At 69.3% G+C, this 24902-nt stretch carries 26 protein-coding genes and 2 tRNA genes; 9 read left to right on the top strand and 19 right to left on the bottom strand.

Annotation, left to right across the window (positions count from 1 at the left end):
- Window positions 1-3 precede the first annotated feature (3 nt).
- Together ACIBCM_RS13345 and ACIBCM_RS13340 are read right to left on the bottom strand one after the other, a co-directional pair.
- Window positions 4-810, bottom strand: coding sequence for a class E sortase (locus ACIBCM_RS13345; RefSeq protein WP_399242478.1), 807 nt, complete (start codon window positions 808-810; stop codon window positions 4-6).
- Window positions 811-823: 13 nt separating this feature from the next.
- Window positions 824-1555, bottom strand: a complete 732-nt coding sequence (locus ACIBCM_RS13340) for a DUF881 domain-containing protein (RefSeq protein WP_399242475.1) — start codon at window positions 1553-1555, stop codon at window positions 824-826.
- Between the two features lie 245 nt (window positions 1556-1800).
- Between ACIBCM_RS13340 and crgA the strand changes: the two genes are divergently transcribed.
- Window positions 1801-2058 (top strand): cell division protein CrgA, encoded by a 258-nt coding sequence (gene crgA / locus ACIBCM_RS13335; protein ID WP_389266044.1) that lies wholly within the window; start codon window positions 1801-1803, stop codon window positions 2056-2058.
- Between the two features lie 517 nt (window positions 2059-2575).
- On the opposite strand, the gene ACIBCM_RS13330 is transcribed toward crgA, so the two are convergent.
- On the bottom strand, window positions 2576-3478 hold the full coding sequence (locus ACIBCM_RS13330; protein WP_399242473.1) for a rhomboid family intramembrane serine protease: 903 nt from the start codon (window positions 3476-3478) through the stop codon (window positions 2576-2578).
- Between the two features lie 280 nt (window positions 3479-3758).
- A complete protein-coding gene (locus tag ACIBCM_RS13325) occupies window positions 3759-4292 on the bottom strand; it encodes a peptidylprolyl isomerase (RefSeq protein ID WP_399242471.1) in 534 nt (177 codons plus the stop codon).
- Window positions 4293-4589: 297 nt separating this feature from the next.
- Here ACIBCM_RS13325 and ACIBCM_RS13320 point away from each other — a divergent pair, with 297 nt between their 5' ends.
- The gene (locus ACIBCM_RS13320) at window positions 4590-5267 is read left to right on the top strand and encodes a DUF5324 family protein (protein ID WP_399242469.1); all 678 of its coding nucleotides are present in this window, start codon (window positions 4590-4592) and stop codon (window positions 5265-5267) included.
- Window positions 5268-5337: 70 nt separating this feature from the next.
- Here ACIBCM_RS13320 and ACIBCM_RS13315 read toward each other — a convergent pair whose 3' ends face one another.
- The 5 genes from ACIBCM_RS13315 to ACIBCM_RS13295 form a co-directional block, all read right to left on the bottom strand.
- Complete coding sequence (locus ACIBCM_RS13315; protein ID WP_399242467.1) at window positions 5338-6405, bottom strand: DUF6344 domain-containing protein; 1068 nt, start codon at window positions 6403-6405, stop codon at window positions 5338-5340.
- 425 nt (window positions 6406-6830) lie between these two features.
- Window positions 6831-7871: a CU044_5270 family protein gene (locus ACIBCM_RS13310; RefSeq protein WP_399242465.1), complete on the bottom strand. Its 1041-nt coding sequence runs from the start codon at window positions 7869-7871 to the stop codon at window positions 6831-6833.
- Complete coding sequence (locus tag ACIBCM_RS13305; protein WP_399242702.1) at window positions 7868-8536, bottom strand: RNA polymerase sigma factor; 669 nt, start codon at window positions 8534-8536, stop codon at window positions 7868-7870. Before ACIBCM_RS13305 ends, ACIBCM_RS13310 begins: the two co-directional genes overlap by 4 nt.
- A 190-nt stretch (window positions 8537-8726) precedes the next feature.
- Window positions 8727-9068 (bottom strand): hypothetical protein, encoded by a 342-nt coding sequence (locus ACIBCM_RS13300; RefSeq protein WP_399242463.1) that lies wholly within the window; start codon window positions 9066-9068, stop codon window positions 8727-8729.
- 435 nt (window positions 9069-9503) lie between these two features.
- Window positions 9504-11162, bottom strand: a complete 1659-nt coding sequence (locus tag ACIBCM_RS13295) for a tetratricopeptide repeat protein (RefSeq protein ID WP_399242461.1) — start codon at window positions 11160-11162, stop codon at window positions 9504-9506.
- 234 nt (window positions 11163-11396) lie between these two features.
- Between ACIBCM_RS13295 and ACIBCM_RS13290 the strand changes: the two genes are divergently transcribed.
- Window positions 11397-12257: an MMPL family transporter gene (locus ACIBCM_RS13290; protein ID WP_399242460.1), complete on the top strand. Its 861-nt coding sequence runs from the start codon at window positions 11397-11399 to the stop codon at window positions 12255-12257.
- A gap of 113 nt (window positions 12258-12370) precedes the next feature.
- A complete protein-coding gene (locus tag ACIBCM_RS13285) occupies window positions 12371-13549 on the top strand; it encodes a metallophosphoesterase (protein WP_399242458.1) in 1179 nt (392 codons plus the stop codon).
- Window positions 13550-13773: 224 nt separating this feature from the next.
- Here ACIBCM_RS13285 and ACIBCM_RS13280 read toward each other — a convergent pair whose 3' ends face one another.
- The 3 genes from ACIBCM_RS13280 to ACIBCM_RS13270 form a co-directional block, all read right to left on the bottom strand.
- Window positions 13774-14010, bottom strand: coding sequence for a hypothetical protein (locus tag ACIBCM_RS13280; RefSeq protein ID WP_399242456.1), 237 nt, complete (start codon window positions 14008-14010; stop codon window positions 13774-13776).
- Entirely contained in the window at window positions 14010-14399 is a 390-nt protein-coding gene (locus tag ACIBCM_RS13275; RefSeq protein WP_399242454.1) for a hypothetical protein, read from the bottom strand. Before ACIBCM_RS13275 ends, ACIBCM_RS13280 begins: the two co-directional genes overlap by 1 nt.
- A gap of 320 nt (window positions 14400-14719) precedes the next feature.
- Window positions 14720-14792 (bottom strand) — tRNA-Ala (locus ACIBCM_RS13270).
- A gap of 180 nt (window positions 14793-14972) precedes the next feature.
- On the opposite strand from ACIBCM_RS13270, the gene ACIBCM_RS13265 reads away from it, so the two are divergent.
- Window positions 14973-15521, top strand: coding sequence for a helix-turn-helix domain-containing protein (locus tag ACIBCM_RS13265; RefSeq protein ID WP_389266024.1), 549 nt, complete (start codon window positions 14973-14975; stop codon window positions 15519-15521).
- Window positions 15522-15611: 90 nt separating this feature from the next.
- A complete protein-coding gene (locus ACIBCM_RS13260) occupies window positions 15612-17042 on the top strand; it encodes a serine/threonine-protein kinase (RefSeq protein ID WP_399242451.1) in 1431 nt (476 codons plus the stop codon).
- Between the two features lie 227 nt (window positions 17043-17269).
- Here ACIBCM_RS13260 and ACIBCM_RS13255 read toward each other — a convergent pair whose 3' ends face one another.
- Window positions 17270-17404, bottom strand: coding sequence for a DLW-39 family protein (locus tag ACIBCM_RS13255; RefSeq protein WP_003958712.1), 135 nt, complete (start codon window positions 17402-17404; stop codon window positions 17270-17272).
- Window positions 17405-17766: 362 nt separating this feature from the next.
- On the opposite strand from ACIBCM_RS13255, the gene ACIBCM_RS13250 reads away from it, so the two are divergent.
- Window positions 17767-18522 carry a hypothetical protein gene (locus ACIBCM_RS13250; protein WP_399242449.1) on the top strand — a complete coding sequence of 252 codons (756 nt, stop codon included), beginning with the start codon at window positions 17767-17769 and terminating at the stop codon, window positions 18520-18522.
- 352 nt (window positions 18523-18874) lie between these two features.
- Here ACIBCM_RS13250 and ACIBCM_RS13245 read toward each other — a convergent pair whose 3' ends face one another.
- The 3 genes from ACIBCM_RS13245 to ACIBCM_RS13235 form a co-directional block, all read right to left on the bottom strand.
- Window positions 18875-20020 carry an IS30 family transposase gene (locus ACIBCM_RS13245; protein WP_399242701.1) on the bottom strand — a complete coding sequence of 382 codons (1146 nt, stop codon included), beginning with the start codon at window positions 20018-20020 and terminating at the stop codon, window positions 18875-18877.
- Between the two features lie 114 nt (window positions 20021-20134).
- Window positions 20135-21310: an XRE family transcriptional regulator gene (locus ACIBCM_RS13240; protein WP_399242446.1), complete on the bottom strand. Its 1176-nt coding sequence runs from the start codon at window positions 21308-21310 to the stop codon at window positions 20135-20137.
- A 2-nt stretch (window positions 21311-21312) separates the two neighbouring features.
- Window positions 21313-21750, bottom strand: a complete 438-nt coding sequence (locus ACIBCM_RS13235; RefSeq protein ID WP_399242444.1) for an NUDIX domain-containing protein — start codon at window positions 21748-21750, stop codon at window positions 21313-21315.
- Between the two features lie 166 nt (window positions 21751-21916).
- Between ACIBCM_RS13235 and ACIBCM_RS13230 the strand changes: the two genes are divergently transcribed.
- Entirely contained in the window at window positions 21917-22708 is a 792-nt protein-coding gene (locus tag ACIBCM_RS13230) for a TauD/TfdA family dioxygenase (protein ID WP_399242442.1), read from the top strand.
- 292 nt (window positions 22709-23000) lie between these two features.
- Window positions 23001-23156: a hypothetical protein gene (locus ACIBCM_RS13225; RefSeq protein ID WP_399242441.1), complete on the top strand. Its 156-nt coding sequence runs from the start codon at window positions 23001-23003 to the stop codon at window positions 23154-23156.
- A 56-nt stretch (window positions 23157-23212) separates the two neighbouring features.
- On the opposite strand, the gene ACIBCM_RS13220 is transcribed toward ACIBCM_RS13225, so the two are convergent.
- From ACIBCM_RS13220 to ACIBCM_RS13210, 3 genes are all read right to left on the bottom strand, one after another.
- Window positions 23213-23452, bottom strand: coding sequence for a helix-turn-helix domain-containing protein (locus tag ACIBCM_RS13220; protein ID WP_399242438.1), 240 nt, complete (start codon window positions 23450-23452; stop codon window positions 23213-23215).
- A 603-nt stretch (window positions 23453-24055) separates the two neighbouring features.
- Window positions 24056-24129, bottom strand: a tRNA-Ile gene (locus ACIBCM_RS13215).
- Between the two features lie 127 nt (window positions 24130-24256).
- Entirely contained in the window at window positions 24257-24901 is a 645-nt protein-coding gene (locus ACIBCM_RS13210) for a DUF3566 domain-containing protein (RefSeq protein WP_399242436.1), read from the bottom strand.
- Between the last annotated feature and the right edge of the window lies 1 nt (window position 24902).

Below are 24902 nucleotides of genomic sequence, written 5' to 3'. Positions count from 1 at the left end.
GGGTCAGCTGCGCAAAGCTTCCGGTTTGCCCTGCGTCACAGGCTGGGTGGCGTCCAGATGTGCCCAGGCGATCAGCCGGTGGCTGCTGCCCCACTCCGGATCACATGTCGTCAGGGTCAGATATCGGCCCGGTTCTCTGAAAGGTGACTTCTTCGGGACGGGATCGATCACTCCGATGTCGGTCGGGACCGTTCTGTAGGGCTTTTTGTCGATCCGGTAGGTGAACCAGGTCGTGCCGTCCGTCAGCACGACGGCGTCCCCCGGCCGCAGCCGGGGGAAGTCCCTGAACGGATCCCCGTAGGTCCGGCGGTGCCCCGCGACCGAGAAGTTCCCCCGGCCGCCGAGCACGGCCGTGCCCGCGTAGTGGCCGAGGCCCTTCTTGAGGGTGCCGACCCCGGTGCCTTCGAGCACCGGCCAGTCCCAGGTCCGGCCGAAGCGCGGGATGTACATCACGGCGAAGGGCTTGCCGTCGCGGTAGGCGGCGGGCGGTGGCGGGACGCCGTCCGAGCGCCCCGGGCCCGCTTCGCTGCCGGAGCCGGGGCCGGGGCTGTTGCCGGGGCCGGGTCCGTTTCCGGGAGCGGACGCCGGCGGGCCGCCGGGGACCTGGTCCGCTCCGCGGCCGGGAGCGGTGGCGGGCGGTGCGACCGCGCCCCGCGACCACTCGTCCTGGAGGCGGTCGATCTGCCCGTCGGTGGCGCCGGCCGCCTTGACCCCGGTCCAGAAGAGCACGTACACGACGAACAGCACGATGACGGCACCGGCCGTGATGCACAGTTCGCTGAGGCTCCTGACGACCAGCCGAACCGACACCGGACCCCCAGCGCTACTCCACGGGCTTCGCGTAATGGAGATCCACTGTGCCCGAGTACCCCGGAAGAGTCACCGCCTCGCGCTCGTCGACTTTCCAGCCGAGGCCGTACGCCTGCACATACAGCTGGTAGTTCTGGATCGCCGGGGACGCGTCGAGCGCCTTCTGGAGCCGCCCCCGGTCCCCGACCGCGGTGATCTTGTACGGGGGTGAGTACACCCGCCCCTGGAGAATCAGGGTGTTGCCGACGCACCGCACGGCGCTGGTGGAGATCAGACGCTGGTCCATGACCTGGATGCCCTCGGCCCCGCCCTGCCACAGGGCGTTGACGACCGCCTGGAGATCCTGCTGATGGATGACCAGGTCATTGGCGGTCGGCTCGGGGTAGCCCGCGGCGGCCCGGGCGTTCGGCGGAGCGTCGTTGAGCGTGACGGTCAGCGCGTCGCCGGTCACCTTCTCGGTGCCCGCGGCCCGCTTCAGGGCGCCGAACTTCTCGTCCTGCGCCTTGGTCGAGCCGTCGTCGCGCTGGGCGAGGGCGTCGACGTCGTCACGGAGGGCGGCCGTGGACTCGTCGAGTTCGCCGTTCTTGTCGCTGCGCTGCTGGATCAGGTCGGAGAGCTTCAGCAGGGAGTCGTCCGTACGGAGGTTGGTGCCCTTGGCCGTGTTGAAGGAGGTGACGAAGATCAGCCCGGCGAGGGCGAAGACGCCGGCGGTCAGCACCCTGCCCGTCACCCGTCGTCCACCCATCGTCGAAACCGTACCTCTTGCCTCGTGTGCCACTCGGATGCCCTTCGTACCGCTTCCGGCACGCTCACCTCGGACCTGGCCGGAAGTCGGCAGAATTGCTCAGCGTACCCTTATCTCATCAGGCGCCGCGGAAGGACTACGCTAACGGACGCCCGGGGGAGGCAGTGGTCCCCGTCGCTCCGGCCCCCGGCGCCAGCCACAGTTTCCCTGCGCGGTCACGCAGCGCATCGACAGGAGAGTCCCTCGTGCCGAAGTCACGTATCCGCAAGAAGGCCGACTTCACGCCGCCTCCGGCTACGAAGCAGGCGACGAACATCAAACTCACCAGCCGCAGCTGGGTCGCGCCGGTGATGCTCGGGCTGTTCCTGATCGGGCTCGCATGGATCGTCCTCTTCTATGTGACCGAGGGCGAGCTGCCGATCAAGTCCATCACCAACTGGAACATCGTCGCGGGCTTCGGCTTCATCGCGGCGGGCTTCGGCGTCTCCACTCAGTGGAAGTAGGGGAAACCGCGCAGGCGGGGAAGGGTGCGGAGGCGGCAGCCCGAGCACCTGGACGTCAAGCTCTGCCCCCAGGTTATCCACAGCGTTGTCCACAGTGGGGAAAAGGTCAGACGATCTGTGGATAACCTTCAGAACGTTGACGCCGGTGTGACTGCGTCGGCCATCTTGATGATGTGCTCCGCCCCTTGTCCCTGCTGGGTAAACCCGGATCGGCGACAAGGGGCACACATGTCCCCCACAGCATGCACAAGATCCGCCACCCACTGTGGACAACTGTTGGGATGAGTCCCGCTCAGGTGAGCGGTGACCGGTCCCGGACCCATGGTGCCGCGCTCCCGGCCCTCGGTTGCCGGGCCGGTCGGGGCCGCACCGGCTTCAGGCCCCGGCCCCTTCCCGGCTCTCCGCGGCCGGGGCTCTCGGGTCGGCGCCGGGCGGGCTCACCAAGGGCTGTGGACCGGCTCTGACCCGGCTCCGGACCGGCTCCGGGGCCATGGGTTCCGGTGTCCGCCCGGGCCGCTCATCCGGTGAGATCCATGGTTCTGAGGACCATGGTCACGACGATCACCAGCAGAACGGCGGCGAACGTGGCCGCCTGGACGGTTCTCCGGTGCTCACGCGGCCCGTACACCAGCCCCAGAGCCAGCAGCACACCGGTCACCAGACCGCCGACATGCGCCTCCCAGGAGATCGAGTCGGGCCGGGAGAAGGTGATGAGCAGATTCAGCGCGATGATCGCGATGACCGGCCGCATATCGAGGTTCGAGCGCCGGGCCAGTACGGCGAAGGCTCCGACCAGGCCGAAGATGGCTCCCGAGGCACCGATCGTCCCCCGCCCCGGGTACTCCAGCAGATAGACGACGGCGTCACCGCCGAGCCCCGAGACCAGATAGAGGGCGAGAAAGCGGCTGCGGCCGAGCGCGGGCTCGACCATCCTGCCCAGGAACCACAGGGCGAGCATGTTGAACGCGAGGTGCGCCACTTCCTGGTGCACGAACATCGAGGTGAACAGGCGGTACCACTCGCCGTCCGCCAGTCCGACGACCTCGCCCAGCCGCCGGTCGTAGGCGTAGCCGACCAGCTCGGTCTCATTGACGAACCGGGTGCCGAGCGCGCTCACCAGCACGAAGACGGCGAGGTTGATCCCGATGAGGATCTTGGTGACCAGGAAGGAGTCGGCGGCGATCGTGCCGCCCGCGATGGTGCGCGGCTGGTTGGCCGTGGGGCCGTGGCCCGTACCCGAACCGGTACGGACGCATTCCGGGCACTGGAACCCGACGGAGGCGCTGATCATGCACTCCGGACAGATCGGGCGCTCACAGCGGGTACAGGTGATACCCGTCTCGCGATCCGGGTGCCGATAGCAGCTGGGCACGCTCTGCGCGCCCTGCGATTCAGGTGGACTGCCTGGCGCCTGGTCCATGAAATCCCTCAATCAGTATTCCCGACTCAACACACCGCCCCGTCCATCCAGACGGATGGACGGGGCGAATTTGTTCCCCGATCGCATGGCGGGTGTGCGTAAGGGGTGCGTGGAGGTGCGTGAGGGCGTACCCGTCGGTGCGTGCGCGGGCAGCAAAACCCCTCAGGCCCCGAACCGGCCTCGAACGGGCCCGGGCGGGAGCCGACGCCGCGGCGCGGCCGCACACGGGTGCCCCGGGCGGGCGCCGGCCCGGTGGATCCGGCCCTCGCGCCCGGTGGGCTCAGTCCTCGCGCGTCTCGATGACGACGGACTCGATCACGACGTCACTGAGCGGACGGTCGGTGCCCGGGTTGGTCGGCGTGCCCCCGATCTCGTCCACGACCTTCTTGCCGGCGTCGGTGCTGACCTCGCCGAAAATGGTGTGCTTGCGGGTCAGCCACGCGGTGGGGGCCACGGTGATGAAGAACTGCGAGCCGTTGGTGCCCGGCCCCGCGTTGGCCATGGCCAGCAGGTAGGGACGGTCGAAGGCCAGGTCGGGGTGGAACTCGTCGGCGAACTTGTAGCCGGGACCACCGGTGCCGTTGCCGAGGGGGTCGCCGCCCTGGATCATGAAGCCGCTGATCACCCGGTGGAACACCGTGCCGTCGTACAGCCTGTCGCTGGACTTCTCGCCGGTGGCCGGGTGGGTCCACTCCCGCCCGCCCTGCGCGAGCTCGACGAAGTTCTTGACCGTTTTGGGCGCGTGGTTCGGCAGCAGCCGGATCTCGATGTCGCCGTGGTTGGTCTTCAGGGTGGCGTAAAGCTGCTCGGCCACGGTCCTGCCTTCCGTAAGTCGTCTCACTGAACGTCCCCGATCCTCGCACGGAAGGGCGGCCCGGGCGGAAATCCGGCCGGAGTGGGCGCAGTGAAGGCGCGCCCCGGCCGGAATCGTGGCATCGTCGTGCCCAGGTTCCCCGTATGACCCGGATGCCCGCGCCGCTGACCCGGATGCTCGCACCGCATGCCGAGGCGGCGGTGGGCAGGCATGATTTCCCAGCAGACGGATAGGCGAAATGTGCCGAGCTGGGGCGCACCCCAGGACCCCAGAACGCCACCGAGGAGGAGGATCCCCGTGACCCGCATGGACAGCGTGCGCGCCGCAACCGATACGGCGAAGGACAGCGTGCTGCACGCCGCGGAAGTGGTGGCGCCATACGCCGGTACGGCCCGGGACCAGGCCGTGCACTACGCACACGAAGCCCGCGTAAGGCTCGCGCCGAAGGTCTCGAAGGCCGCTCAGCAGGCCCGCGTCCAGTACGACGCCCATGTGGCGCCGCATGTGCCACCGCAGGTGGACGACGCCGCGCACCGGGCGGCGGTTCACGCCCGGAAGGCCGCGCGTCAGGCGGCGGACTACACCAAACCGCGTATCGAGTACGCGGTCGCCGCGGCCGGTCCCGTACGGGACGAGGCCGCTACTCGCTCCGCCGCCGCACTGGCCGCGCTACGCGGTCAGGTGACGCCGAAGGAGATTCAGAAGCTTGTGAGGAAGCACGAGCGGCGGGCGAAGGCCGCGCGGTTCGGCAAGGGTCTCGCGATCGTCGGTGTCGTTGCTGTCGGGGCCTTTGCCGTGTGGAAGTGGTGGGACAAGCAGGCGAACCCCGACTGGCTGGTGGAGCCGCCCGCGGCGACCGAGGTCTCCGGGCGTGATCCGCTGTCGTCCGTCGACGGCAGTCCGGAGGCGCTGGATCCCGAGGTACAGGCCAAGCAGGCCGATGCGGAGGGTTCGGATCGCGACGACCGCCGCTGATCGGACACCGCGTGTGAGGCGGGCAGGCCGGTGGGTGGCGCCGGGAATCGCGGACGCGGATCCCGGCGCTTCACGCCGCGGCGAGGTCCCCGGTACGGGTGTGCGCGGCGGCGCCGGGGTTCCGTACGGGGCGCTGGGCCAGGTGGGTCACAGGGCGCTGGACCTCGGAGCCGTGCGCCCGGTCGTGGTCATGGTCGTGCTCCGGTGTGAGCGTCCGGTCCGGGGCGTCGGGGCCGGTGTCCGACGAGGACACGGCGGCCGCCAGGGGCACCGCGCGCAGGGGAGCGAAGGCGGGCGGCGCGGCGGACGGGCCGCCAGTGCCGGCCGGCTCGTCCGCGCTTGTCCCCGGGCGAGCGGAGCCGGCGGAAGCCGCGAGGGAGACGGGCGCGTCCTGGGCGGGCACGACGAGGCCGGGAGCCTGGACAGGGACACCGTCAGGGACGCTGACGGGGGCACTGCCAGGGACGCTGTGGGCGGGGATCCGGCTCACGGCCGTACAGGGCCCGCCGGGCGTGCTCGTGTCCTCGGGGCCGCGGCCTTCAGGTGCGCCGCTGTTCTCGGAGGTGTCGCGGGAGAGCATCCCGTCCATGGTGGTCCCTGCGTCCCCCGCCGTACGGGAGTCCGGGATGAATGTCCCGGCCGGAACGAGAGCCCGGTCCACGGCCCGTGAACGGTCCCCGCCCAGCGCCCGGTCCGCGACCGCTTCCACGGCCCGGACGGTCAGCGGACCGTCGAGATCGAAGGCGGGCAGCTTACGGACCGAGGGCGACGCCCCGTGGGCCTCGGCACGGATGCGCTGTTTGATGGTGGGCGGCAGCGACCTGACGCGTGCTCCCGCGTTCCAGCGGGTGCTCTGCGCGGGCACCAGTGCCGACAGCGGGGTACGGGCGGCTCGCTCGCGCTCCTGTACCCGCTCGCGCTCCCGGTGCGAAAGCCCCGGCCCGCCGGATCGCGCCGGCTCCCGCGGCGTCACCGACTTCTGCGCCTTCACGGCTTCCTTGGGCTGTGCCGGCTCGTCCGGCGTCCGCACAGCGGCCCGGCGCGCGGCGATGGAGCCGGTCAGCCCCAGCGACGCCAGCAGCGCGACGAGCGCGCCGAGAAACGCGGTCCACAGATTTCTGACCTTGGCACAGGTCATGATCCCTCGCTTTCGGTTTGGGCGATCTACATACCTTTCTCATGATGTGTATGCATCTTGAGTTGCGCGGGACCGACGCTGCCGCTAAGCGGTTCTTCTGATGAACACCACCCGTACGGCCCACACCGGCCCGGTTGCGGCACCTGGAAACTGGTGCTGAGGCGGGGGCGGGGCAGGGTGACACCGGAAGCAAGGGGTTGTCGTGGCGCCGTTACCCGGCCTTTGAGTGGCCTCTGGGCAGCAGCGGACTCAACGCCCTCGTCCGGTGCGCCTGCCTCACCCTGATCGGCTGCTTGTGGGCGCGAGGGCGTTGGGCGGGGCGTTCACCGCGTCAGGGCCGTAAGAGAGCGACCGGGACACTGTGACGTTTCACGTGAAACACCAGGCCCGAACGGGGGCGCCGGAGCTCGGCGCCCCCGGAGGGACTACGAGCGCTTACCCACAGGACGCTGCCCCTTGGCGTCGACCACGGCACGCTCCAGAATGGCGGTGCGGCCGGTGACGGTGCCCGGCTTGACACCGTCGACGCCCTTGAGCTGGACAACACGCTCACCGAGATAGGCGTAGGTCGCCCGGTCGAAGACCCACTCCGAGCGGGAACCGTCCGACTGGTCCTTATGCGCGACGGCGATACCGTCCCGGCCGAATCCGTCCTCCGCCTTGTTCAGGACGACCACCCCCGGGATCTTCGCGGCGGCCTGATAGAGGGCGGCGGACACCTTGGGCGGAGCGAGCTCTTCACGCAGCAGGTCGCCGATCGCGGTGAATGCCCGGGCATGGCGCCCCCGGCTCTTGCCCTGCCCCTCCGAGTCCTTGTAGATCTTCTTGAGCAGAACATCAGGATCGGTCGGCAGCGTCTTGAGGTAGTTGTAACCGCTCATGGGCGGTCCTGTGTAGTCGTCGTCGAGGGATATGCCGTTCTTGAACCTTCCCTCATCGATGAGCCAGCCCTTCTTGTCATCGGGGGATTTCCAGACCTCCCGCAGATACGGCTTGTCTATCTGCACCTTCGCCTTGCCCGAATCGGCGCTGATCTCCTGGGAGAGGAAGGACACCCGGCTCTTGATGTAGATGTACTGGCCCGGCTTCGGCTCGGGAATCGTCTGCTTGGCGGCCGCCTGGGAGATCAGGTTCAGGGTGGTCGCCACATTCCCCGTACTGTCCGTGTCCAGCCTTACGGTCGGCGCCTTGGCCTTGTCGGATCCGATCCCGTCATCGGTGATCACACCCACCACGAGTGCGGTGGTCACGGCGAGCGCGGTGACGGGAACGCCGATGAACAGCGCGCGCCGCACCGGTCGTACCGGCTTGGGTTCCGGGGTCTGCTGGATCTCACGCATCAGATACTCCTCAAGGAGTCGGCGACGGTCGCGTGAAAGATCCGGATCACCGGGCGCGGGCAGCAGCCGGGCCAGTTCCGCATGGTCGAGCGGCTCCTGCTTCCGCCGCCAGGGGGTGCGGGTCATCGGTTCTTCTCCTCATTCGACCGGACCGCATCCGTGCGGCCACCCCGTACTTGTCCGTAGCCGGGGGTGGGTTCCAAAGAACGCCGCGATGTCCTTGGTTCCGGGCCTCCTCGCCCTTCCCGCACGGGGGAATCGCGCAGTTCCTGTTCGGTGAGCGCGCGCAGGCGCGTCCGGGCGCGCGAGAGGCGGGAGCGGACCGTGCCCACCGGTACACCGAGTGCCTCGGCGGCCTCCGAGTACCCCAGTCCGGACCAGACGCAGAGCGTGAAGACCTCTCTGTCACCCCGTCGCAGCTTCTTCAGCGCACGCTGCGCGGCGGCCAACTGGGCGGCGTCGCTGAGCCGTCCGACGAGTTCGTCCGCGAAGTCGGGCACGGTGTCGCGGACCTCCAGCCGGCCCAGTGCCGCACGGTGCCGACGGGCGGTACGCGTGGTGTTGCGCAGGACGTTGACGGTGATGCCCATCAACCACGGCCGGGGGCTCTCCCCCTCGTCTCTCAGCTTGTGCCGCAGCCGCCACGCCTCCAGGAACGTGAGGGAGACAACGTCCTCGGCGAGCGCCCAGTCACCGGTCGTCCTTACGGCATGGCGGTACACCAGGGAGGCATGGGCGTCGAACAGTTCCCTGAACGCCTCCGGGTCACCATCGCGTATCCGACCGTGCATCGCGTAGTCCACGTCATCAGTTGTCCGCTCGGCACCCGGAGTTCCGGTGATCCAGCTCACACAAGCGCTGTCCCGGCATCCGCCGCCATGAGCCCGGCCCTGACCGGGGCAGTCCGCTCACGATGCCATACGGGCTCTCAGCCGCCCCGGGCCGTTCAGTCACCCCGGCCCGTTCAATTCCCCGGGCCGTTCAGTGGACGATGCTGTAACTCCGCCAGGGGGGCGAGTTCGGAGCGATCACATCGGATGTCCCGGTCGCCACATAGACCGAGCTGGAGCCGGAGCAGTCGGTGGTGGGGTACATGATGATGTCGACCAGCGTGCCGTTGGCGACCGAGACGGCGCCTGCCTGCTTGAGCCGATGGCACCCCGTGACCACGGGGCTCTGCACCACGACATGGCCGGCGCCCCGGGTTCCGTACTCGACGGGGCCCACCGCCGTACGCCCCAGACCGGAGCACCCGGCGAGTGAGGCGGTCAGGAACACTGCCCCTGCGGCGCCGGAGAGCCGCCGGTATCGGGTCACGGCCATGGCCAGTCCTTGTCTGCGCGGAAGACCGGGGGAGAGCCCCGTGGGGGAACGTGGAGGGAAGGTGTCCGGGTGGGAGGGTCCTGCTCAAGGCCACCCTGCCGCCTCCCCCGGGGAACGGCATCCCGCGCTGGGCTGCCCGGGGGACGTCGCTCGGAGCTACTGAAGGCATCCGCGGCCGTCCGAAGACCCTGCCCGGCGGCCTCCGAGGACCGGCGGCTTTCGGGGACCGGCGGCTTTGGGACGGAGTCGCGCCGGTCCTCGCCGGTGGTCCTCAGCAGAGCGAGATGAACGCCGGCGCGGCTGTCGCGCATGCCGGCCCGGTCGTTTGCGTTCGGGTGATGCCGCATGCACGACGGACGGAACAACGGCACATGGGAGGGGTGCCGGAAGACTTCACGGCTTTCCGGCGCCCCTCTCATCGTTTGTGCGGAGCCGTCACCCGGCCGGGCAGGGTTCGAAGGCGGTGGTGCGAAGACCTGCCAGGGCGTGCTGTTCGGCCCGGTGGAAGTGGAGACGGCGTGCGATGCGCAGGGCCTCGCGATGGTGCTCCGCGGCCCGGTGGGGCCAGCCGAGCGCCGACATCGCGCGTCCTGCCGCGTTGCGGCACTCCGCCTGGGCCCAGAGGTCGCCGAGCTCCTCCGCCACCTTGATGCCGGCCAGGCACAGGGAGCGTGCGGCCTCGCGGTCGCCCGTCTTCGCCTTCAGGGCACCCAGATAGGACAGGGAGAGTGCTTCGGGGCGCTGGAGCCCTCGGTTGTCCCTGCTGAGCGCGAGGCCGGCTTCGAGGGAGAGCGCGGCGGTGTCCGGGTGGCCGAGGGCCTCGTGGACCAGGCCCAGCTCGACGAGGGTCATCGCCTCGACACCGCGGTGGGACTGTGAGCGGCTCAACCGCAAGCAACGGAAGTAGAGGCGGTAGGCGGCGTCGGGAGCCCCGGAGTCCAGCTCGACCCGGGCGAGTGCGCCGTATGCGAGGGCGGTCCGCAGGTGATCGGGTCCCGCCGAGTAGAGCCGGATGGACTCCGTCAGGTGCCGGCGCGCCTCGTCCAGTGCGCCGGTGTTCCAGCGGGCACGCCCCAGCTGCTCACGGGAGGCGGCCAGCAGATCCGGCCAGTCGTGGAGCTCGCTGAGCCGGAGGGCGCGCTGGACGTACTCCTCAGCGGCCTCGATGAGACCGGCGGTGAGGGAGGCGTCGACGAGGCTGAGGGAGAGCTCGGTCTCTGCGCGTGGATTCGCGCCCCGTTGCGCGGCCCGCAGCCCAGCCCGTGCGACGGCCAGCCACTCGGGAACCCGCGACCGGCGCTTGCAGGTCTCACGCAGCATGCCCGCGAGCGTCCAGGCGGCGACGTACGGGCCGTGCTCGGCGGTGTGCTCCACCGCAGCGGTGAGGTTGCGCAGTTCGGCCTCCGCGTCCTCCGCGGAGATCGGCGCGTGCTCGGTGGCGCGGGACTCCTGTCCCACCACGTGGATCCGGCCGACACGCCCGTCGAGGACGGTCGCGACCTGGGTGTACCAGCCCATGAGGCGGTTCAGCGCGTCCTGCCGGGCCGTGGCCGGCTCCTCGTCCCCGGCCCGGTCCCAGGCGTACTCACGGAGCAGGTCGTGCGGGAAGCGGAAGCGGCCGGGGGCGTGCTGGACCAGGAGGTTCGCGGCGGTGAGAGCGTTGAGGGCGGGGCGGACGGCGGCCTCGTCCGTGCCGATCAGGGCGGCTGTGGCCGCGTAGGTCAGATCGTGGCCCGGGAGAAGGCCGATCAGGCGCAGGGACCGTCGGCCCCGGTCGTCGAGCCGCTGGTAGGACAGGTCGAGCGAAGCACCCACGGACGCCCGCTCGTCGTCCGCCACGGAGGTTCCGGCCAGTGGTCCGGCCGCGGCGAGTTCCCTGGCCACGGACCTGAGGACGAAGTGCGGTGTGACCGCGGATCCGGCCGCCACCACCCGCAGAGCCAGCGGGAGATGGCCGCAGAGCCGGGAGATTTCGGCGACTGCGGGATCCGGCTTCCTCCCCGTGGGCCGGGGGCCGCCCAGCACCCTGTGACCGGGCCGGACCGAGCCCGCCGTGGAGACCGGCCGCTGGTACCGCAACACCCTGAAGGTCATGCGCAGGCCGCTCCTCTACGGCCTTCCCGTACTGATCGCCCTGCTCGCCATGGGCGCGCCCTTCCTCGGCGCACAGTTCGGCCTGCCCGACGAGCGCGTGCTTCCCGCGAGCGCCTCCAGCCGCATCGTGCAGGAGGAGATCCGTACCAGATCATCACCAGCGGCGAGGCGGCGGCGAACGCACCCGGCCCGGACTACGCGGAGCGGCTGTCACAGCTTCCCGGCGTCTTCCAGGTGGACACCGGGAGCGGCACGTACCGCGACGGCGACCGAGTGGGCGCGACGTCCGGCCCCGGCCGCTTCGAGGCCGGTGAGCACACCCGTCTGACGGTCGTCCCCGACCAGGAGGCACTGGCCGGCGACATGGCGCAGTTCGTCGAGCGGGTACGCGCGGTGGACGCCCCCTACACCGAGGTGCGGGTGGGCGGCTTCCCCGCCGCGATGACGGACTTCCGCGGGGAGCTCCTCGACCGCCTGCCGTTCGTCGTCGCCCTGATCCTGCTGGTCACCTTCCTCATCCTCTTCCTGATGACGGGCAGCCTGCTCATTCCGCTGAAGGCCACGATCGCCAACATCCTCAGCCTCAGCGTGATGTTCGGCGTGCTCGTCTGGGGCTTCCAGGACGGCAACCTCTCCGGTCTCCTCGGCTTCACCGCGAGCGGCCGCATGGAGCCGAGCATCCCGATCCTGATGTTCTGCATCGCCTACGGGCTGTCCATGGACTACGAGGTGTTCATCATGGCCAGGATCAAGGAGGCGTACGACCGGACCGGGGACAACACGAGCGCGGTCGCCGAAGGAATCCAGCGCAGCGCCCCGCTCGTCACGTCGGCCGCCGCGATCCTCGCCCTCACCTTCGCGACCTACAGCACCGGCGGCGTGGTCTTCCTGAAGGAGCTGGGCATCGGCATGGCGCTGGCCGTCATGGTGGACGCCCTGCTGATACGTACCCTCCTCGTCCCTGCCTTCATGGGGCTGGCGGGCAAGGCCAACTGGTGGGCACCGGCCCCGCTGCGCCGTCTGCACGCCCGGTACGGAATCAGTGAAGCGCCCGCCGCCGAGGCGCCCCGCCAGGACCCGGTCGAGGCGAAGTAGATGCTGCCACCCCTGGTGAACCTGCTCATCGTCATGGCCTCCGTGCTGATCCACCGCTGGCTGTGGGTCAGGATGGTGCGCGACACCACCCGCCGGGCGGTACCGCCCGGCGGGTGGGCACCGTCGCGATCGTCGCCTCGGCGGCGCTCGCGGCCGCCCCGCGCATCCTCGTCCCGGCGCTCGGCCCGGACACGGGACGGCCGCTGGCCTGGGCGGGGTACGTCTGGCTGGGTGTGCTGCTGTACCTGATGCTGGCTCTGCTGGTGCTGGAGATCCCGCGTGCGGTCCTCGCGATCCGGGCGATCGCACGGCGACGGAACGGCACGGCGCCCACGTCGGCGGTTCCGGAGCTCGCGAGGGTTCCGACGGCAACCGTCCCCCGCGACGCGGAAGAAGCCCTTCCGGGCGCCGGTTCGGCACCCGGAGGGGCGGGCGGCTCCCAGGACACCGGTCCGGCGCGGCCGGACCGGCGTCTCTTCCTGAGCCGCGCGGCCGCACTCACCGCGGGCGGCATCGCCGTCACCACCACCGGGTTCGGCATGCGGACGGCGCTCGGCGACCCGGTGATCAAGCGGGTGCCCATCCGTATCGCCGGGCTGGCCCAGCCGCTCTCCGGGCTGCGGATCGCGGTCGTCAGCGATCTGCACCTGGGTCCGCTGCTGGGACGCGCCCACACCGAGCGCATCGTACGGATGATCAACGGGCTGGAGGCCGACGTCGTGACGGTCGTCGGCGACCTGGCGGACGGAACACCCTCCGAACTGGCTCCTGCCGCCCGCCCGTTGCGTCATCTGGAATCGACACACGGCGCGTTCTTCGTGACGGGCAACCACGAGTACATGTTCGACGGCGCCGAGGCATGGGTCGATGAACTGCACGACCTCGGAGTCACCACGCTCCTCAATGAGCGGAGGGCGATCCGCCACCACGGCGCCGTGCTCGACCTGGCCGGGGTCGAGGACCTGTCCGCCGCCGACCACGGGCGCGGGCCGGACTACGAACGGGCGCTCGGCGGTCGGGACACCAGCCGCCCGGTCATCCTCATGGCACACCAGCCGGTGATGATCGAGGAGGCCGCCCGATACGGGGTCGACCTCCAGCTGTCGGGTCACACCCACGGCGGGCAGATGTTCCCGCTCACGGAACTGACCGAACTCGCCAACCCCGTCGTCTCCGGCCTCGGGAAGATGGACAACACCCAGCTGTACGTCACCAACGGCGCCGGATTCTTCGGCCCGCCGGTACGGGTCGGTGCCGAGCCGGAGATCACGGTGATCGAACTGCGTGCCTGACGGGAGATACGGGGGAGGAGAACCCAGGATCTTCACCTTCCTGACCTGTGAAAACGCCCCAGAACTCGGGCATACACCCCGTTCGGTCCTTCTGGATCCCGCTTGATCCCCTCGATCCGGAACCCGTGTGGAGGACGTGTCCACACGGGTTCCGGAGTCGTTCGCAACCGCCAACGCCATGGCCCAGGGAGGCTTGGGCACGGCCGGATGACGGCTTCCGGAGGTCACCGCGAGGTGCAAAGCAGCAAACCGCCGACCTGTATCAGTCGGGCAGACCCACAAGACGGATCCTCGACTCCGCCGAGCTTCTCGGATGTGACCGAGGTGATCGTCTGGAGCGCCTTCAGCGACAAGCCGACTGCGGCAGTGGTCGCGGTGCCTACGGCGGCTCCGGCGCTGATCTTGAACAGGTCAACGAGAAGAGCGATGGCCTCACCCCAGCGGAAACCGGTCTCCGCCATCACTCCCAGATCCTGGGCCTCGGCGTCCACATCCCCGAGGCACGGCGGCTCCCGGCGGCCGGGATGACCCACGCCCACTCCTCCCGCTCCAGCGGGCAGATCCCGTCTTCGACATCGTCAGTGTCCAGCCGGGGGAGTCTTTTCCTGGCACCCGGTTTGGCGGGTTGGCGGTCCGAAGGGAGGGCACGGCATCGACGGCGGCATGCCTTGTGGTCGTTGAGCCGGTCCCGAACCATCCCCCGGACGATGGAGCCCTCGCCGCCCTCTACGGTGTACGGCTCAAGCCAGGGAGACATGCTGCCGAGGACGAGCTTCCGGTACTTGACCCTGGTGTCACTCCGGACGCCGGTAAGCCGGTCGATATGAGCCAGGACGTACGGCTCGAACATGGTCTCAGGGCGCCGCTGATCGGTGACAAAGCCGCGGCCACGGATCCAGCCCCGCGGCCAGTTTTGACCGTGGACATTCACAAGATCACGGAATCTCCCCCGGCCGACCGCTCATCGCGGAAGTTCTCGGCGCCCTCCTTCGCCCCCCTGCCTCCGCCGGCGCACCATGCAGGGGATCGTTCCATCGCGATTCTCATGATTCTTGATGGATGCCACGAAGAGCACGCCATGCCGGAGGCGTGCGGACGCGATAGGGACGTCATCAACACGGAGAGGTGCTCTGACCTGCATTTCCGCAGGTCAGAGCACCTCTCGGGATGTGGAGCCTAGGGGAGTCGAACCCCTGACATCTGCCATGCAAAGACAGCGCTCTACCAACTGAGCTAAGGCCCCGAGTGGATGGGTGCGGTCCGGTGCACGCGCTTGTCGCCCACCGTCCGCAGCCAGAATACCGGGTGCGTGCGGTGATCCTGCAAAAGGATAGGACTCCCGATAAACAACCACTCTCCGTAAGATGCACGACGTGGTTCGCAGCAGCGAAGCCCGCCTTGGGGAAGCGATGGGGAGACGCACATGGACGCCGCTCAGCAGGAGACGACCGCCAGAGCCAGGGAGCTGCAGCGCAGTTGGTACGGGGAACCGCTGGGGGCGCTCTTCCGCAGGCTCATAGATGACCTCGGGCTGAACCAGGCCCGGCTCGCGGCCGTGCTCGGTCTGTCGGCTCCGATGCTGTCGCAGCTGATGAGCGGTCAGCGCGCCAAGATCGGGAACCCTGCGGTGGTCCAGCGCGTGCAGGCACTCCAGGAGTTGGCGAGCCAGGTGGCGGACGGCAGCGTCAGCGCGGTCGAGGCCACCGGGCGCATGGAGGAGATCAAGAAGTCCCAGGGGGGATCCGTTCTGACCGGAACCAGCCAGACCACCAGCAGCTCTGGCGCCCCGACGGTGCGCCGCGTCGTACGCGAGATCCAGTCACTGCTGCGGTCCGTGGCCGCGGCCGGGGACATCATCGACGCGGCGGACTCCCTCGCCTCCACCCACCCGGAGCTGGCAGAGTTCCTCCGGGTGTACGGAGCGGGGCGGACCGCGGACGCCGTCGCGCACTACGAGTCGCACCAGAGCTGAAACCGCGACAGCAGGGCCGGACAGGGCCGACCGCCGGGCAGCGAGGCGGAACCACCGCCTCACGAGGGAACGGGGAGCGGACGCAGCGCCATGGGTGAGGTCTTCGCGGCTCGGTACGAGCTGATCGACCCGATCGGGCGCGGCGGTGCCGGCGCCGTCTGGCGTGCCTGGGACCACCGCCGCCGCCGCTATGTCGCGGCCAAGGTGCTCCAGCAGAGCGACGCCCACACGCTGCTGCGCTTCGTCCGCGAACAGGCCCTGCGTATCGATCACCCGCATGTCCTCGCCCCGGCCAGTTGGGCCGCGGACGACGACAAGGTGCTGTTCACCATGGATCTGGTGGGCGGCGGGTCGCTGGCGCATGTCATCGGCGACTACGGCCCGCTGCCGCCTCGCTATGTGTGCACCCTGCTCGATCAGTTGCTGTCCGGACTCGCCGCCGTGCACGCGGAGGGCGTGGTGCACCGCGACATCAAACCGGCGAACATCCTGCTGGAGGCCACCGGGACCGGGCGGCCGCATCTGCGGCTGTCCGACTTCGGTATCGCCATGCGCAAGGGCGAACCCCGGCTGACCGAGACCAACTATGTGGTGGGCACGCCCGGTTACTTCGCGCCCGAGCAGATGACCGGCTCGGAGCCGGACTTCCCGGCCGACCTCTTCGCCGTCGGCCTGGTCGGGCTCTATCTGCTCCAGGGCCAGAAGCCGGACGCGGTGGCCCTGGTCGAGCACTTCACCGGCCATGGCACCCCGGGGGCCCCTCTGGGCATCCCTGAGCCCTTGTGGCAGGTCCTCGCCGGGCTGCTCCAGCCCGACCCCGAAGACCGCTTCCGCAGCGCCGCAGGGGCCCGCAAGGCCCTGATGACCGCCGTCGAGGCGCTCCCCGAGAACGCCACCGACGACGAGCCGGTCGAGATCTTCGATCAACTGGAGCCGCTTCCGGCCGGCTTCGGCCCGTCGGGGCCCGAGGGGCCTCCCGCGCCCGGCACCCAGGCCGCACGGGCGGCGGCGGCATCCGGCACCGGACAGACGGCCGCGAAGCCACCCGGGCACCCCGCGCCCCCCGCCGCCCCTCCCGTGCCGGGCACGGGGACCGGTGGCGTCCTGGTGCCACCACCGCCCCAGCAGCCGCCCACACCGCCACCGCACCCGGTCCAGCCGGCCACTCCTCCCCCCACGCCCGCTCCCCTGCCCGCGGCGCCCGGGCAGACACCGCCACCGGCTGCCGCGCCCGCCCCCGATCCCGTACCCGCGCACAGCACCCACCCCCTCCACGCCCGGACACCCGAGCCGCACCTCCTGCGGCCCCGAGCGGCTCCCACGGCACCGGCGCCGTACGAAACCCCTCCTACTCGTACCTACACCGCCCGAGCCCCTCAGGTTCCGCTCTCCCGGGCGGAAATCCGCCGGGCCGCCCGCAGAAACCGGCGCAGGACCCCCACGCCGAAGATCGTGATCCCGGTGCTGGTCCTCGCGCTGATCTGCTTCGGCGTCGGCTTCTGGGCCCTGTCCCAGTCCTGAGCCGCACCCCCGTCACACGAACCACGCGAACCACATCGATCAGGCCGACCAAGCGGACCGGGTCAGCCTCACCCACCACGCAACCCACCCGAAGCACCCCACCCCCACCCAGAAGTTTTGCTTGAGCAAGCAAAGTATTCACTGAAGCAAATCACCGTGGGGGCAGACAGCACTAAGCCCCGGCCGCATTGCGCGACCAGGGCTTCAGTCCAAAAATCTGTGGCGTCTCACACACCCGAACCTGCGGGCACGGAGTCGGTCGCCTCCGTCCACAGATCCTGCTCGGCGCGATCCGCCTGGATCTGGCGGTACACGAGGAGCCCGCCGATGGCGGCCAGTGCGACCAGGAGAAGCTTCTTCACCGCGCGACCTCGTCTTTCCTTGACGTATGAGGACTTCTGGCGCCCGACTATACACACCGACCGATACCGATCGGTGACCTACGTACCTCTTGCCCTTGCGCCAACTACTGTTCCGGACAGCGCGTCGGTCTCGCATAAAGAACCGCCGTACGGGATGGACAGAGCCACACCGGACCGCCGCCAGGAAAGCCTGCGGCGCCACTCCCAGGCCCCACCCGCCGGGGCCGCGGCCGGGACTGACCCCGTCGGCCGTGCGAGAGCCCGTACCAGCGGCATCGGGCGGACTGCGGGCTCATTTCGCCTACCGGGCAAAGGAGTTCAACCCGGTGCTCACCGGGCCGGGCCGCGGCTATGGTCGTGTCATGAGCGACGGCGACGCCATAGTCCTCCGCAGAGGCCGGTACCGCGCCGTGATGCAGTGGGCGCTCCGCGACTACGGCCCCATGGACTGCTCGGCGCAGATCCAGGTGGGCGAACTCACCGGCGGGACGGCCGGCTGGTTCGTGGACCACGCCGGTTTCGGTACCCGCCGCTTCGGCGACAAGCACGCCGCCTGGACCGCGATACAGCGCCTGATGGGCCTCCACAAAGGACGCTGGGAGCAGGTGCCCATCGACCGGCGGCCGTTCTTCGTCGTGCGCCGCAGCGACGGCTCCCGGGTGCTGTACTGCCAGGCGGACGGGGACAGCCTCTTCGGCCACTGGGGCAGGCTGCGGGACCGTTACTGGGACCTGTACGGGAAGGCCCACGAGGCCGGCACCGTACTGCGCAGTACGGAGAGTCATTCAGGCGGGTTCAGCGTCACCGAGTACACGGATCCCCTCGACGGGAGCGTGCGGTACTGGCTCGACATGGTCCGCGGGGACGCCGACTGGCGGGTGGTCGACTATACGGGCCGGGCGCTGGCCGAGAAGCGGTACGAGCAGTGCGTGGAGAACTCCGCGGGCCAGCAGCATCCGTACCTGGGCAGCGACGTCGACGGCGTGCCCGTGAACCGGAAGGCCCCGGAGCACCCCGGCATGCGGCGTCTGCCGGGCGGTGCCTACGTGGCGGAGGCCGACCTCACGGAGTACCGGAAGCTGTACGGCCCCATCCCGCGCGGCCGCCGCGACAGATGAGGCGACGGCCGGACACACGCCCGGGCACCTTCCTGATTCAACGACGCCCGGCCCCAAAAGCACGGCGGCGGGCGCGGGATTTCCGAGTCCTGGGATCGTTTCGGGGTATCAAGATCACAAAGGCGGAAGCCCTGTAGATCCTGGGGACCTACAACCTGAACGACACGACGCGCTCGCTGAAGATCAACAATAACGACTGCGGCTGAACACGGCCGAGGCCCCGGCGACGGGCAGGTCCGGGGGCTTCGGAACGCCCCGAAGACGTGATGACCTGCTAGCTTCCCGGCACCGGGAAGCAGTACGCCCCCTGTCCGGCCCTTCCTTGAATTCCAGCGGTCGTTGCAACACGGGGTCAGTGAGGGGCGGGTGCGAGCAGTTTAGACAGGCGCTCGGCTGGGTTTTCCCAGCCGAGCGTCTTGCGTGGGCGGCTGTTCAGTTCCGCAGCCACAGTGTCGAGCTGCTCGCGGGTGTAGGTGGAGAGGTTGGTGCCTTTGGGGAAGTACTGCCGTAGCAGGCCGTTCGTGTTCTCGTTCGAGCCGCGCTGCCAGGGGCTCCCCGGCTCGCAGAAGTAGACCGGCATGTCGGCCGCGGTGGAGAACACGTGGTGGCGTGCCATCTCGTTGCCCTGGTCCCAGGTCAGGGACCTCTTGAGGTGAGGCGGGAGCGTCTTGACCGTGTCGGCCAGGGCAACGTGGAAGTGCTCGGCCCGCGATCCATTGGGCAGGTGGACCAGCATCACAAAGCGGGTGGAGCGTTCGACAAGTGTGCCGATCGCGGAGCGGTGGCCGGAGCCCACGATGCAGTCGCCCTCCCAGTGGCCCGGGATGGCCCGGTCGGCGGCTTCGGCCGGCCGTTCGCTGATCATCACCATCGGCGCGGAGAAGCGGGGCTGCCGCTTGTTGGACTGACGATGGGGCTTGCGGCGGGCCCGTCCCGAGCGCAGGGCGCGGGCGAGTTCTCTGCGGAGTTCGCCGCGGGACTGGATGTAGAGGGCCTGGTAGATCGTCTCGTGGACCACGTGCATCTCCGGACGGTCGGGGAAGTCCCGGCGGAGCTGGTGAACGATCTGCTCCGGACTCCAGCGCTTTTCCAGGCCGTCCTGGATGTAGTCCCGCAGCTCGGTGTTCTGGGCTATCTTCGCGGGCTTCGGGCGGGGCAGCCGGGACTCGGCGCGGGCCTGTGCGGCGTGGGGCCTGTACTGGCCGTTGGTCGGGTGCTGGTTGCGGCGTATCTCGCGGCTGACGGTCGACGGGCTCCGCTTCAGCTCCGAGGCGATCTTCCGGACCGATGCCCTCTCCCTGACCATGTCGGCGATGTACAGCCTCTCGTCCTGCGTCGGGTAACGAGACGACGAATCGACCCGGCTTGCCCGCGCTCTGTGCGCGGGCAAGCCGGGTCTCTTCTTCGTTGGAGCTGTGCCGTTGCGCCAGCGCTTGCCCGTCCGCCGGTTGATCCCGACGATCTTGCATGCCTGTGCGCTACTGACTCCCTGCCGCATGAGCTGGAAGTATGCCTCCCGCTCGCGGGCCAGGCCTTTGCGTCCCGGCGCCAAGCGGCGGTCGCGGATCTCGAAGTCCATCGCGTTCCCGAAAGTCAGGTGTTGCGACGACCGTTAGAACTCAAGGAGGGGCGGGGGGCGGTGTCTTGCTGCATGCATCTGACCACCGGGACGGGCCGGCGGTGCGAGGTCAGCCCCAGGTGGAGGAGCAGACGACGTCGGTGCCGTTGGGGTAGCCGATACAGGCTCGGACCTGGACGTGACGGGTGGGGTACAGGGAGTAGTACCAGGGGCCCGTTTCTCCTGAGACACCGTCGGTGCAATCCACAGCGGGCTGACGGTAGTGCCAGTGCCCGGAGTTGTTGATCTCGTATCGGATCTGGGTGATGGCGCAGTAGTCGCGACCAGGCCCCGCAGCCGGATCTCGTGGAGGGCGAAGGGGTTGAAGAGGCTGGTGTGCGGCACCGTCTCCAGGAGCTCGACGCATTCCTGCGTCACCCGGTCGAAGAGTTCAGCATGACCGAGCGCGCCTGCCGCCCGTCCGAGGAGCGGCAGGACCGCAGCCCGTGCGTCCGCGGTCGGCGCGATGGCGGCGGCGTGGAGCAGGCGCTCCACGGCAGCTCCGCGCAGACCTGCCTTGCGTAGTTCATTGCCGTGCATGCGCAGGATGTACGACGTGAATCCGGGATCGCCGAAGTAGTCTGCGATCTTGATGCTTCTGGCCGTCCACCGTGCGGCGGTACCGAGTCGTTCCTCTGGAAGGACGTTCCCCAACGCGACGCCGAGGCCGACGCTAGCCTGCGCGAGAAGGCGGAGAACGTCCCGTTCGGTGTGTCCGTCATCGACGCGCGCTTCGAGCCGGGCGGCTAACGGCCACAGTTCCTCCACGGCCTCGGACGCGTGGCCGGACTGGCGGGCGATCTCGGCAAGGCGGATGGTGGACTCACCGAACTGGAGCATCGCCCGGTGGTCGGTGTCGGCGGGGTCGGTGATGCCGAGTACGTGCGGGGGAAGACGGAGCTGTTCGCAGACGCGCCGACGGGATCCGACGTCGTCGAGGCTGCGTTTCCCGGTCTCGACGGCGGAGATGTAGGTCTTGTCGTAGCCGAGCAGCGAGCCGAGCTGCGTCTGGTTCAGCCGGTGAACGGATCGGTAGAAGCGGAGGATCCCGCCCAGGTCGCCGGCCGCCAGGACTGGCTGGGCCTGCGGGGTGGCCCAGTGCCACTGGGCATGTTCCGAGAGCCGGGGAGCATCAGCGAACTGCCGGAACGGCGTTCCGTCTCCGGCCATGGCTACCGCCCGCTGGTCCAGGCCGCGATCGACTGCTTGTACCCGCTGGGCATATTCAGGTGCGGTACCTCGGTGGTGGTGAAGAGCCCGATCTCCTTGTGCTCGTGGCTCAGTACGGGGGGCCGGTCGGGTGTCAGGACGTGACAGCCGTAGGTCACGATCAGTACACGGCGCCCCGGGATCGGCTCGTAGATCCAGACGCCTTCGTCGATGAGGGGGCCGGCCTTGACCTCCCAGCCTGTCTCCTCACGCAGTTCACGTTCCACGGCGCGGGCCGGGCTCTCGTCGGTCGGGACGCCTTCGGACGGATCGCCGATCTCAAGGCGGCCCCCGGGCAGCTCCCATTCCTGCCGCTCGTTCTTCAGCAGGAGTACCCGGTTCTGGGCGTCGAGAGCGACGGCCTTGACGGAGACGGGCCACAAGGGGGGTGTGTATGGCATGAGGTACCTCGTCCTGCGCGGCGGACCCGGACGGTCGGAACGTAGCAGTTCCCCTTCGGCAAGGTGCCCGCACGGCCCGGATTTTCGAGTCGACAATCTGTCGCTTTACGGCTGCTGTCTCCCGCTTCCACTGTGACAACACCGCCCGCCGAACCTGGAGCAGAAGATGCCCGAAGTGATAGAGCAGCACGCGGTCCTGTTCACAGCTCACCGTGTCGACGTCCACGCCCCGGAGGCTGAGCACGAGATCGCCAGGCGGCTGTGCGATCACGGGCTGGTGACCGTGGAAGGGCTGTTCACCCGGCGCAATGTCCTCACCTTCGCCAAGCGCCTCATGGACCTGTCACCTCACCCGAACAGCGATCCCGACGGTCTGACCACCATCCAGCACACACGGCGGCACGCTGACCGCCCGGGGCACGCCGGGCTCGGGCAGGGGGAGCTCGCCGCGCACACCGACCGCTCCCAGGTACCCCGTCCACCCCGGCTGATTCTCCTGGTCTGCGAACAGAAAGCAGAGGCCGGTGGCCACTCCTTGCTGGTCGACGGACAAGAGGTACTCAGCGAACTCCTTGCACGTTGCCCCGAGGCCGTCGAGACGCTGTCGAGGCCGCGGTCCGTGTACTTCGGGACAGGTACCGGACATCCTTCACAGGTCTTCACGCTCCACGCCGGAGGCTGTGCGAGCATCCGGCTCAGGCAGGACGAACTTGCCCGGTGGAGCCCGTTCGCCGAGCCCTACCTGCCTCACCTGAAAGCCGCCTTGCTGGCCCGGCAGCACCGCCTCGACCTCGCCCCCGGGCAGGCGTACCTCCTGGACAACCACCGCTGGCTCCATGCCCGCACCGAGTTCTCCGGCCAACGGAAGTTCCTGCGAGCGCTCGGAGAACCGCGTTTCACCATGCCCACAGGATTCGCCACGGCACCCGGCGGGACTAGCAGCACGGAGGCCGCCTAGTGGAACCCTCTGGAGCAGACGCAGCCGCCACCCGGCCGGCGATGACCCTCCATGTCTACCGAGTCAGCCCCAACAGTGCCCGCCGCCCCGTCTCGTCGCGGATCGTCGTCAGCAGCCAGAACGGACCGGCTCCTCCAGTACAACCAATCCGATCGATGGCCTATCCGCCCTGCACCTGCCCTCGGTGCCGAATCACGGGAAGTCCGGTCCCGTCGGCTGCTCGCTCGTCACCCCGGCCGTTCGAGCCCCCGCGGTCACCGACCCGGCCGGCCCACCGTGCGGGGAGGCGCCCGTGCCACCGGTAGCCGACCTTACGTGGGCGCAGTACCAGTGCCGCTCGTGCTACGCCTGCGGCCGTCTGCTCACCACCGGGGCCGTGCACCAGGGCTGGGCCCGGGGACGGGACGGCGAGCACGTCCTCGACACCGAGGTATGGGCCTGCCCCTGACTTCTGAGGCCGCCCCGGCCTGTCGTTGCCCCCTCTTTTGCGGGCAGGCCGGGGCCTCAGTCCCGGACGAGTTGGGAGAGGGGTACGCCGATGGCGTCGGCGATCAGGATGAGGGAGTCGAGTAGGGCGCTGGCGTGTCCTAGCTCGATGCGTCCGTATGTTGCGCGGTCGATGCCGGTGCGCTCGCTGATGTCCTGCTGGGTGAGGTTCGCGTGGATGCGGGCCGCCCGGATTTGGACACCGATCTGGCGCCGCCGGGTGATGACTCGGGCGGGGGGCGGCGTGGAGCGGGGCATCCCTCATACCGTGGCAACGCCATGATCGTTTGTATGCAGGGCAGACCCATCAATGCGTGATCATGAAGGCTCGGGGGTATCGACTCCGAATCGTGACCTGCGCATTTGGCCGGAACGTGGCAATCCGCACGAAGTCGGCTCCTGCTTGAGCATCCACCGACTCCGCGTCTCTTCGGGGGCGCGGGGGCGCGCGGCCTGCGGCGTGATGGGCGTCCGCTGCGGGCCGCGATACGCCCACGGGATCCGGCCGACCCTGACCGCCCCACCCCTCCCTGGGGGTGGGGCGGTCTACTGTTGCAGCAAGACGCCCCCCTGCGATCGTGGCAGGGGGGCGTCTCTGTCCGGCGGGAAAGCCTCCCGACAATTCACCACCGGGTCTGTCAGGGGTTAGGCGTCAGACGGACGGCTGGGAGCTTCAGTCCGTCTCCCCACCCGTCACTCTACCCAGGGCCACGGGCCGTCTACAGGCAGTAGATGAGATTCCATGAGACGGGCACGCGATTTTCGAGTTACGGGGTAGTAGCGGGGTATCAAGATCGAACAGTGTAGAAGCCCTGTAGATCCCGGGGATCTACAGGGCTTCCGACCTGCTGTTCTCTGCTGTGGGGCTAACAGGATTTGAACCTGTGGCCTCATCCTTATCAGGGATGCGCTCTAACCAACTGAGCTATAGCCCCGCCGCGCTGCGCGCTGACCACTGAAGATTAGCGCACGTCCGGCGCAGCTCCCAAATCCGTTAACGAGAGGCCCCAGCCGGTCGGCCCCGGCCCCCGTGACCAGGGCCGACCGGGTCCGGACGTACGGCTACTCGTCCTCGGCCAGCGTCAGCTCCACGCCGCCCACGAACCCGGCGGAGAGGTTGTAGATAAACGCTCCCAGCGTCGCCAGCGCCGTCGCCAGCACCACGTCGATCACCGCGATCACCGAAGTGAAGATCAGCACGCGCGGAAGGGAGAGAAACGCCTGGAGATCAAAGCCATTGCTCTCGTTCGAGCCGGTGGCCTCGCTGATCGTCCCGCCGACGGTGGAGAAGACGCCCATCGCGTCCATGACCATCCACAGCACCGCCGAGGCGACGACGGTGCAGATGCCCAGGGCGATCGAGAGCAGAAAGCTGACCTTCATCACGGACCACGGATCCGCCTTGGCCACCCGCAGCCGCGCCTTGCGCGTACGAGGTGTCGTACGCGCTCCGGTGCGCGGGAGGCGCACGCCCCCGCCCTGTGTCCCTCCGCCGCCCTGGGGTGACGGATACGCCTGCGGCGGGTGGTACGGCCCCGCCGCCTGCTGCGGCGCGGGCTGCTCGCCGCCGAACATCTCGAAGGGGGGCTGGCCCCCGCGGGTCTCTGTCACGGTAACCCCCTGGGAGTCCGCGGCGGAGCCACGGGCACCGTTCCCTCCACCAGCAGATCCGGCAGCGGCCGGCCCGGCGCCCGTGGCTCCACTCACG

The sequence above is a fragment of the Streptomyces sp. NPDC051018 genome (genome assembly GCF_044456085.1).
Classification (GTDB): domain Bacteria; phylum Actinomycetota; class Actinomycetes; order Streptomycetales; family Streptomycetaceae; genus Streptomyces.
This window is presented reverse-complemented; position numbering and strand designations above follow the sequence as displayed.

Coding starts and splice junctions, on each gene's coding strand:
- ACIBCM_RS13340 (WP_399242475.1), bottom strand. CDS start 1,555: ATGGGTGGACGACGGGTGACGGGCAGGGTGCTGACCGCCGGCGTCTTC.
- ACIBCM_RS13330 (WP_399242473.1), bottom strand. CDS start 3,478: ATGGACCAGGCGCCAGGCAGTCCACCTGAATCGCAGGGCGCGCAGAGC.
- ACIBCM_RS13315 (WP_399242467.1), bottom strand. CDS start 6,405: ATGACCTGTGCCAAGGTCAGAAATCTGTGGACCGCGTTTCTCGGCGCG.
- ACIBCM_RS13310 (WP_399242465.1), bottom strand. CDS start 7,871: ATGACCCGCACCCCCTGGCGGCGGAAGCAGGAGCCGCTCGACCATGCG.
- ACIBCM_RS13305 (WP_399242702.1), bottom strand. CDS start 8,536: ATGCACGGTCGGATACGCGATGGTGACCCGGAGGCGTTCAGGGAACTG.
- ACIBCM_RS13300 (WP_399242463.1), bottom strand. CDS start 9,068: ATGGCCGTGACCCGATACCGGCGGCTCTCCGGCGCCGCAGGGGCAGTG.
- ACIBCM_RS13295 (WP_399242461.1), bottom strand. CDS start 11,162: ATGACCTTCAGGGTGTTGCGGTACCAGCGGCCGGTCTCCACGGCGGGC.
- ACIBCM_RS13280 (WP_399242456.1), bottom strand. CDS start 14,010: ATGGCGGAGACCGGTTTCCGCTGGGGTGAGGCCATCGCTCTTCTCGTT.
- ACIBCM_RS13275 (WP_399242454.1), bottom strand. CDS start 14,399: ATGTTCGAGCCGTACGTCCTGGCTCATATCGACCGGCTTACCGGCGTC.
- ACIBCM_RS13265 (WP_389266024.1), top strand. CDS start 14,973: ATGGACGCCGCTCAGCAGGAGACGACCGCCAGAGCCAGGGAGCTGCAG.
- ACIBCM_RS13260 (WP_399242451.1), top strand. CDS start 15,612: ATGGGTGAGGTCTTCGCGGCTCGGTACGAGCTGATCGACCCGATCGGG.
- ACIBCM_RS13250 (WP_399242449.1), top strand. CDS start 17,767: ATGAGCGACGGCGACGCCATAGTCCTCCGCAGAGGCCGGTACCGCGCC.
- ACIBCM_RS13245 (WP_399242701.1), bottom strand. CDS start 20,020: ATGCGGCAGGGAGTCAGTAGCGCACAGGCATGCAAGATCGTCGGGATC.
- ACIBCM_RS13240 (WP_399242446.1), bottom strand. CDS start 21,310: ATGGCCGGAGACGGAACGCCGTTCCGGCAGTTCGCTGATGCTCCCCGG.
- ACIBCM_RS13235 (WP_399242444.1), bottom strand. CDS start 21,750: ATGCCATACACACCCCCCTTGTGGCCCGTCTCCGTCAAGGCCGTCGCT.
- ACIBCM_RS13230 (WP_399242442.1), top strand. CDS start 21,917: ATGCCCGAAGTGATAGAGCAGCACGCGGTCCTGTTCACAGCTCACCGT.
- ACIBCM_RS13220 (WP_399242438.1), bottom strand. CDS start 23,452: ATGCCCCGCTCCACGCCGCCCCCCGCCCGAGTCATCACCCGGCGGCGC.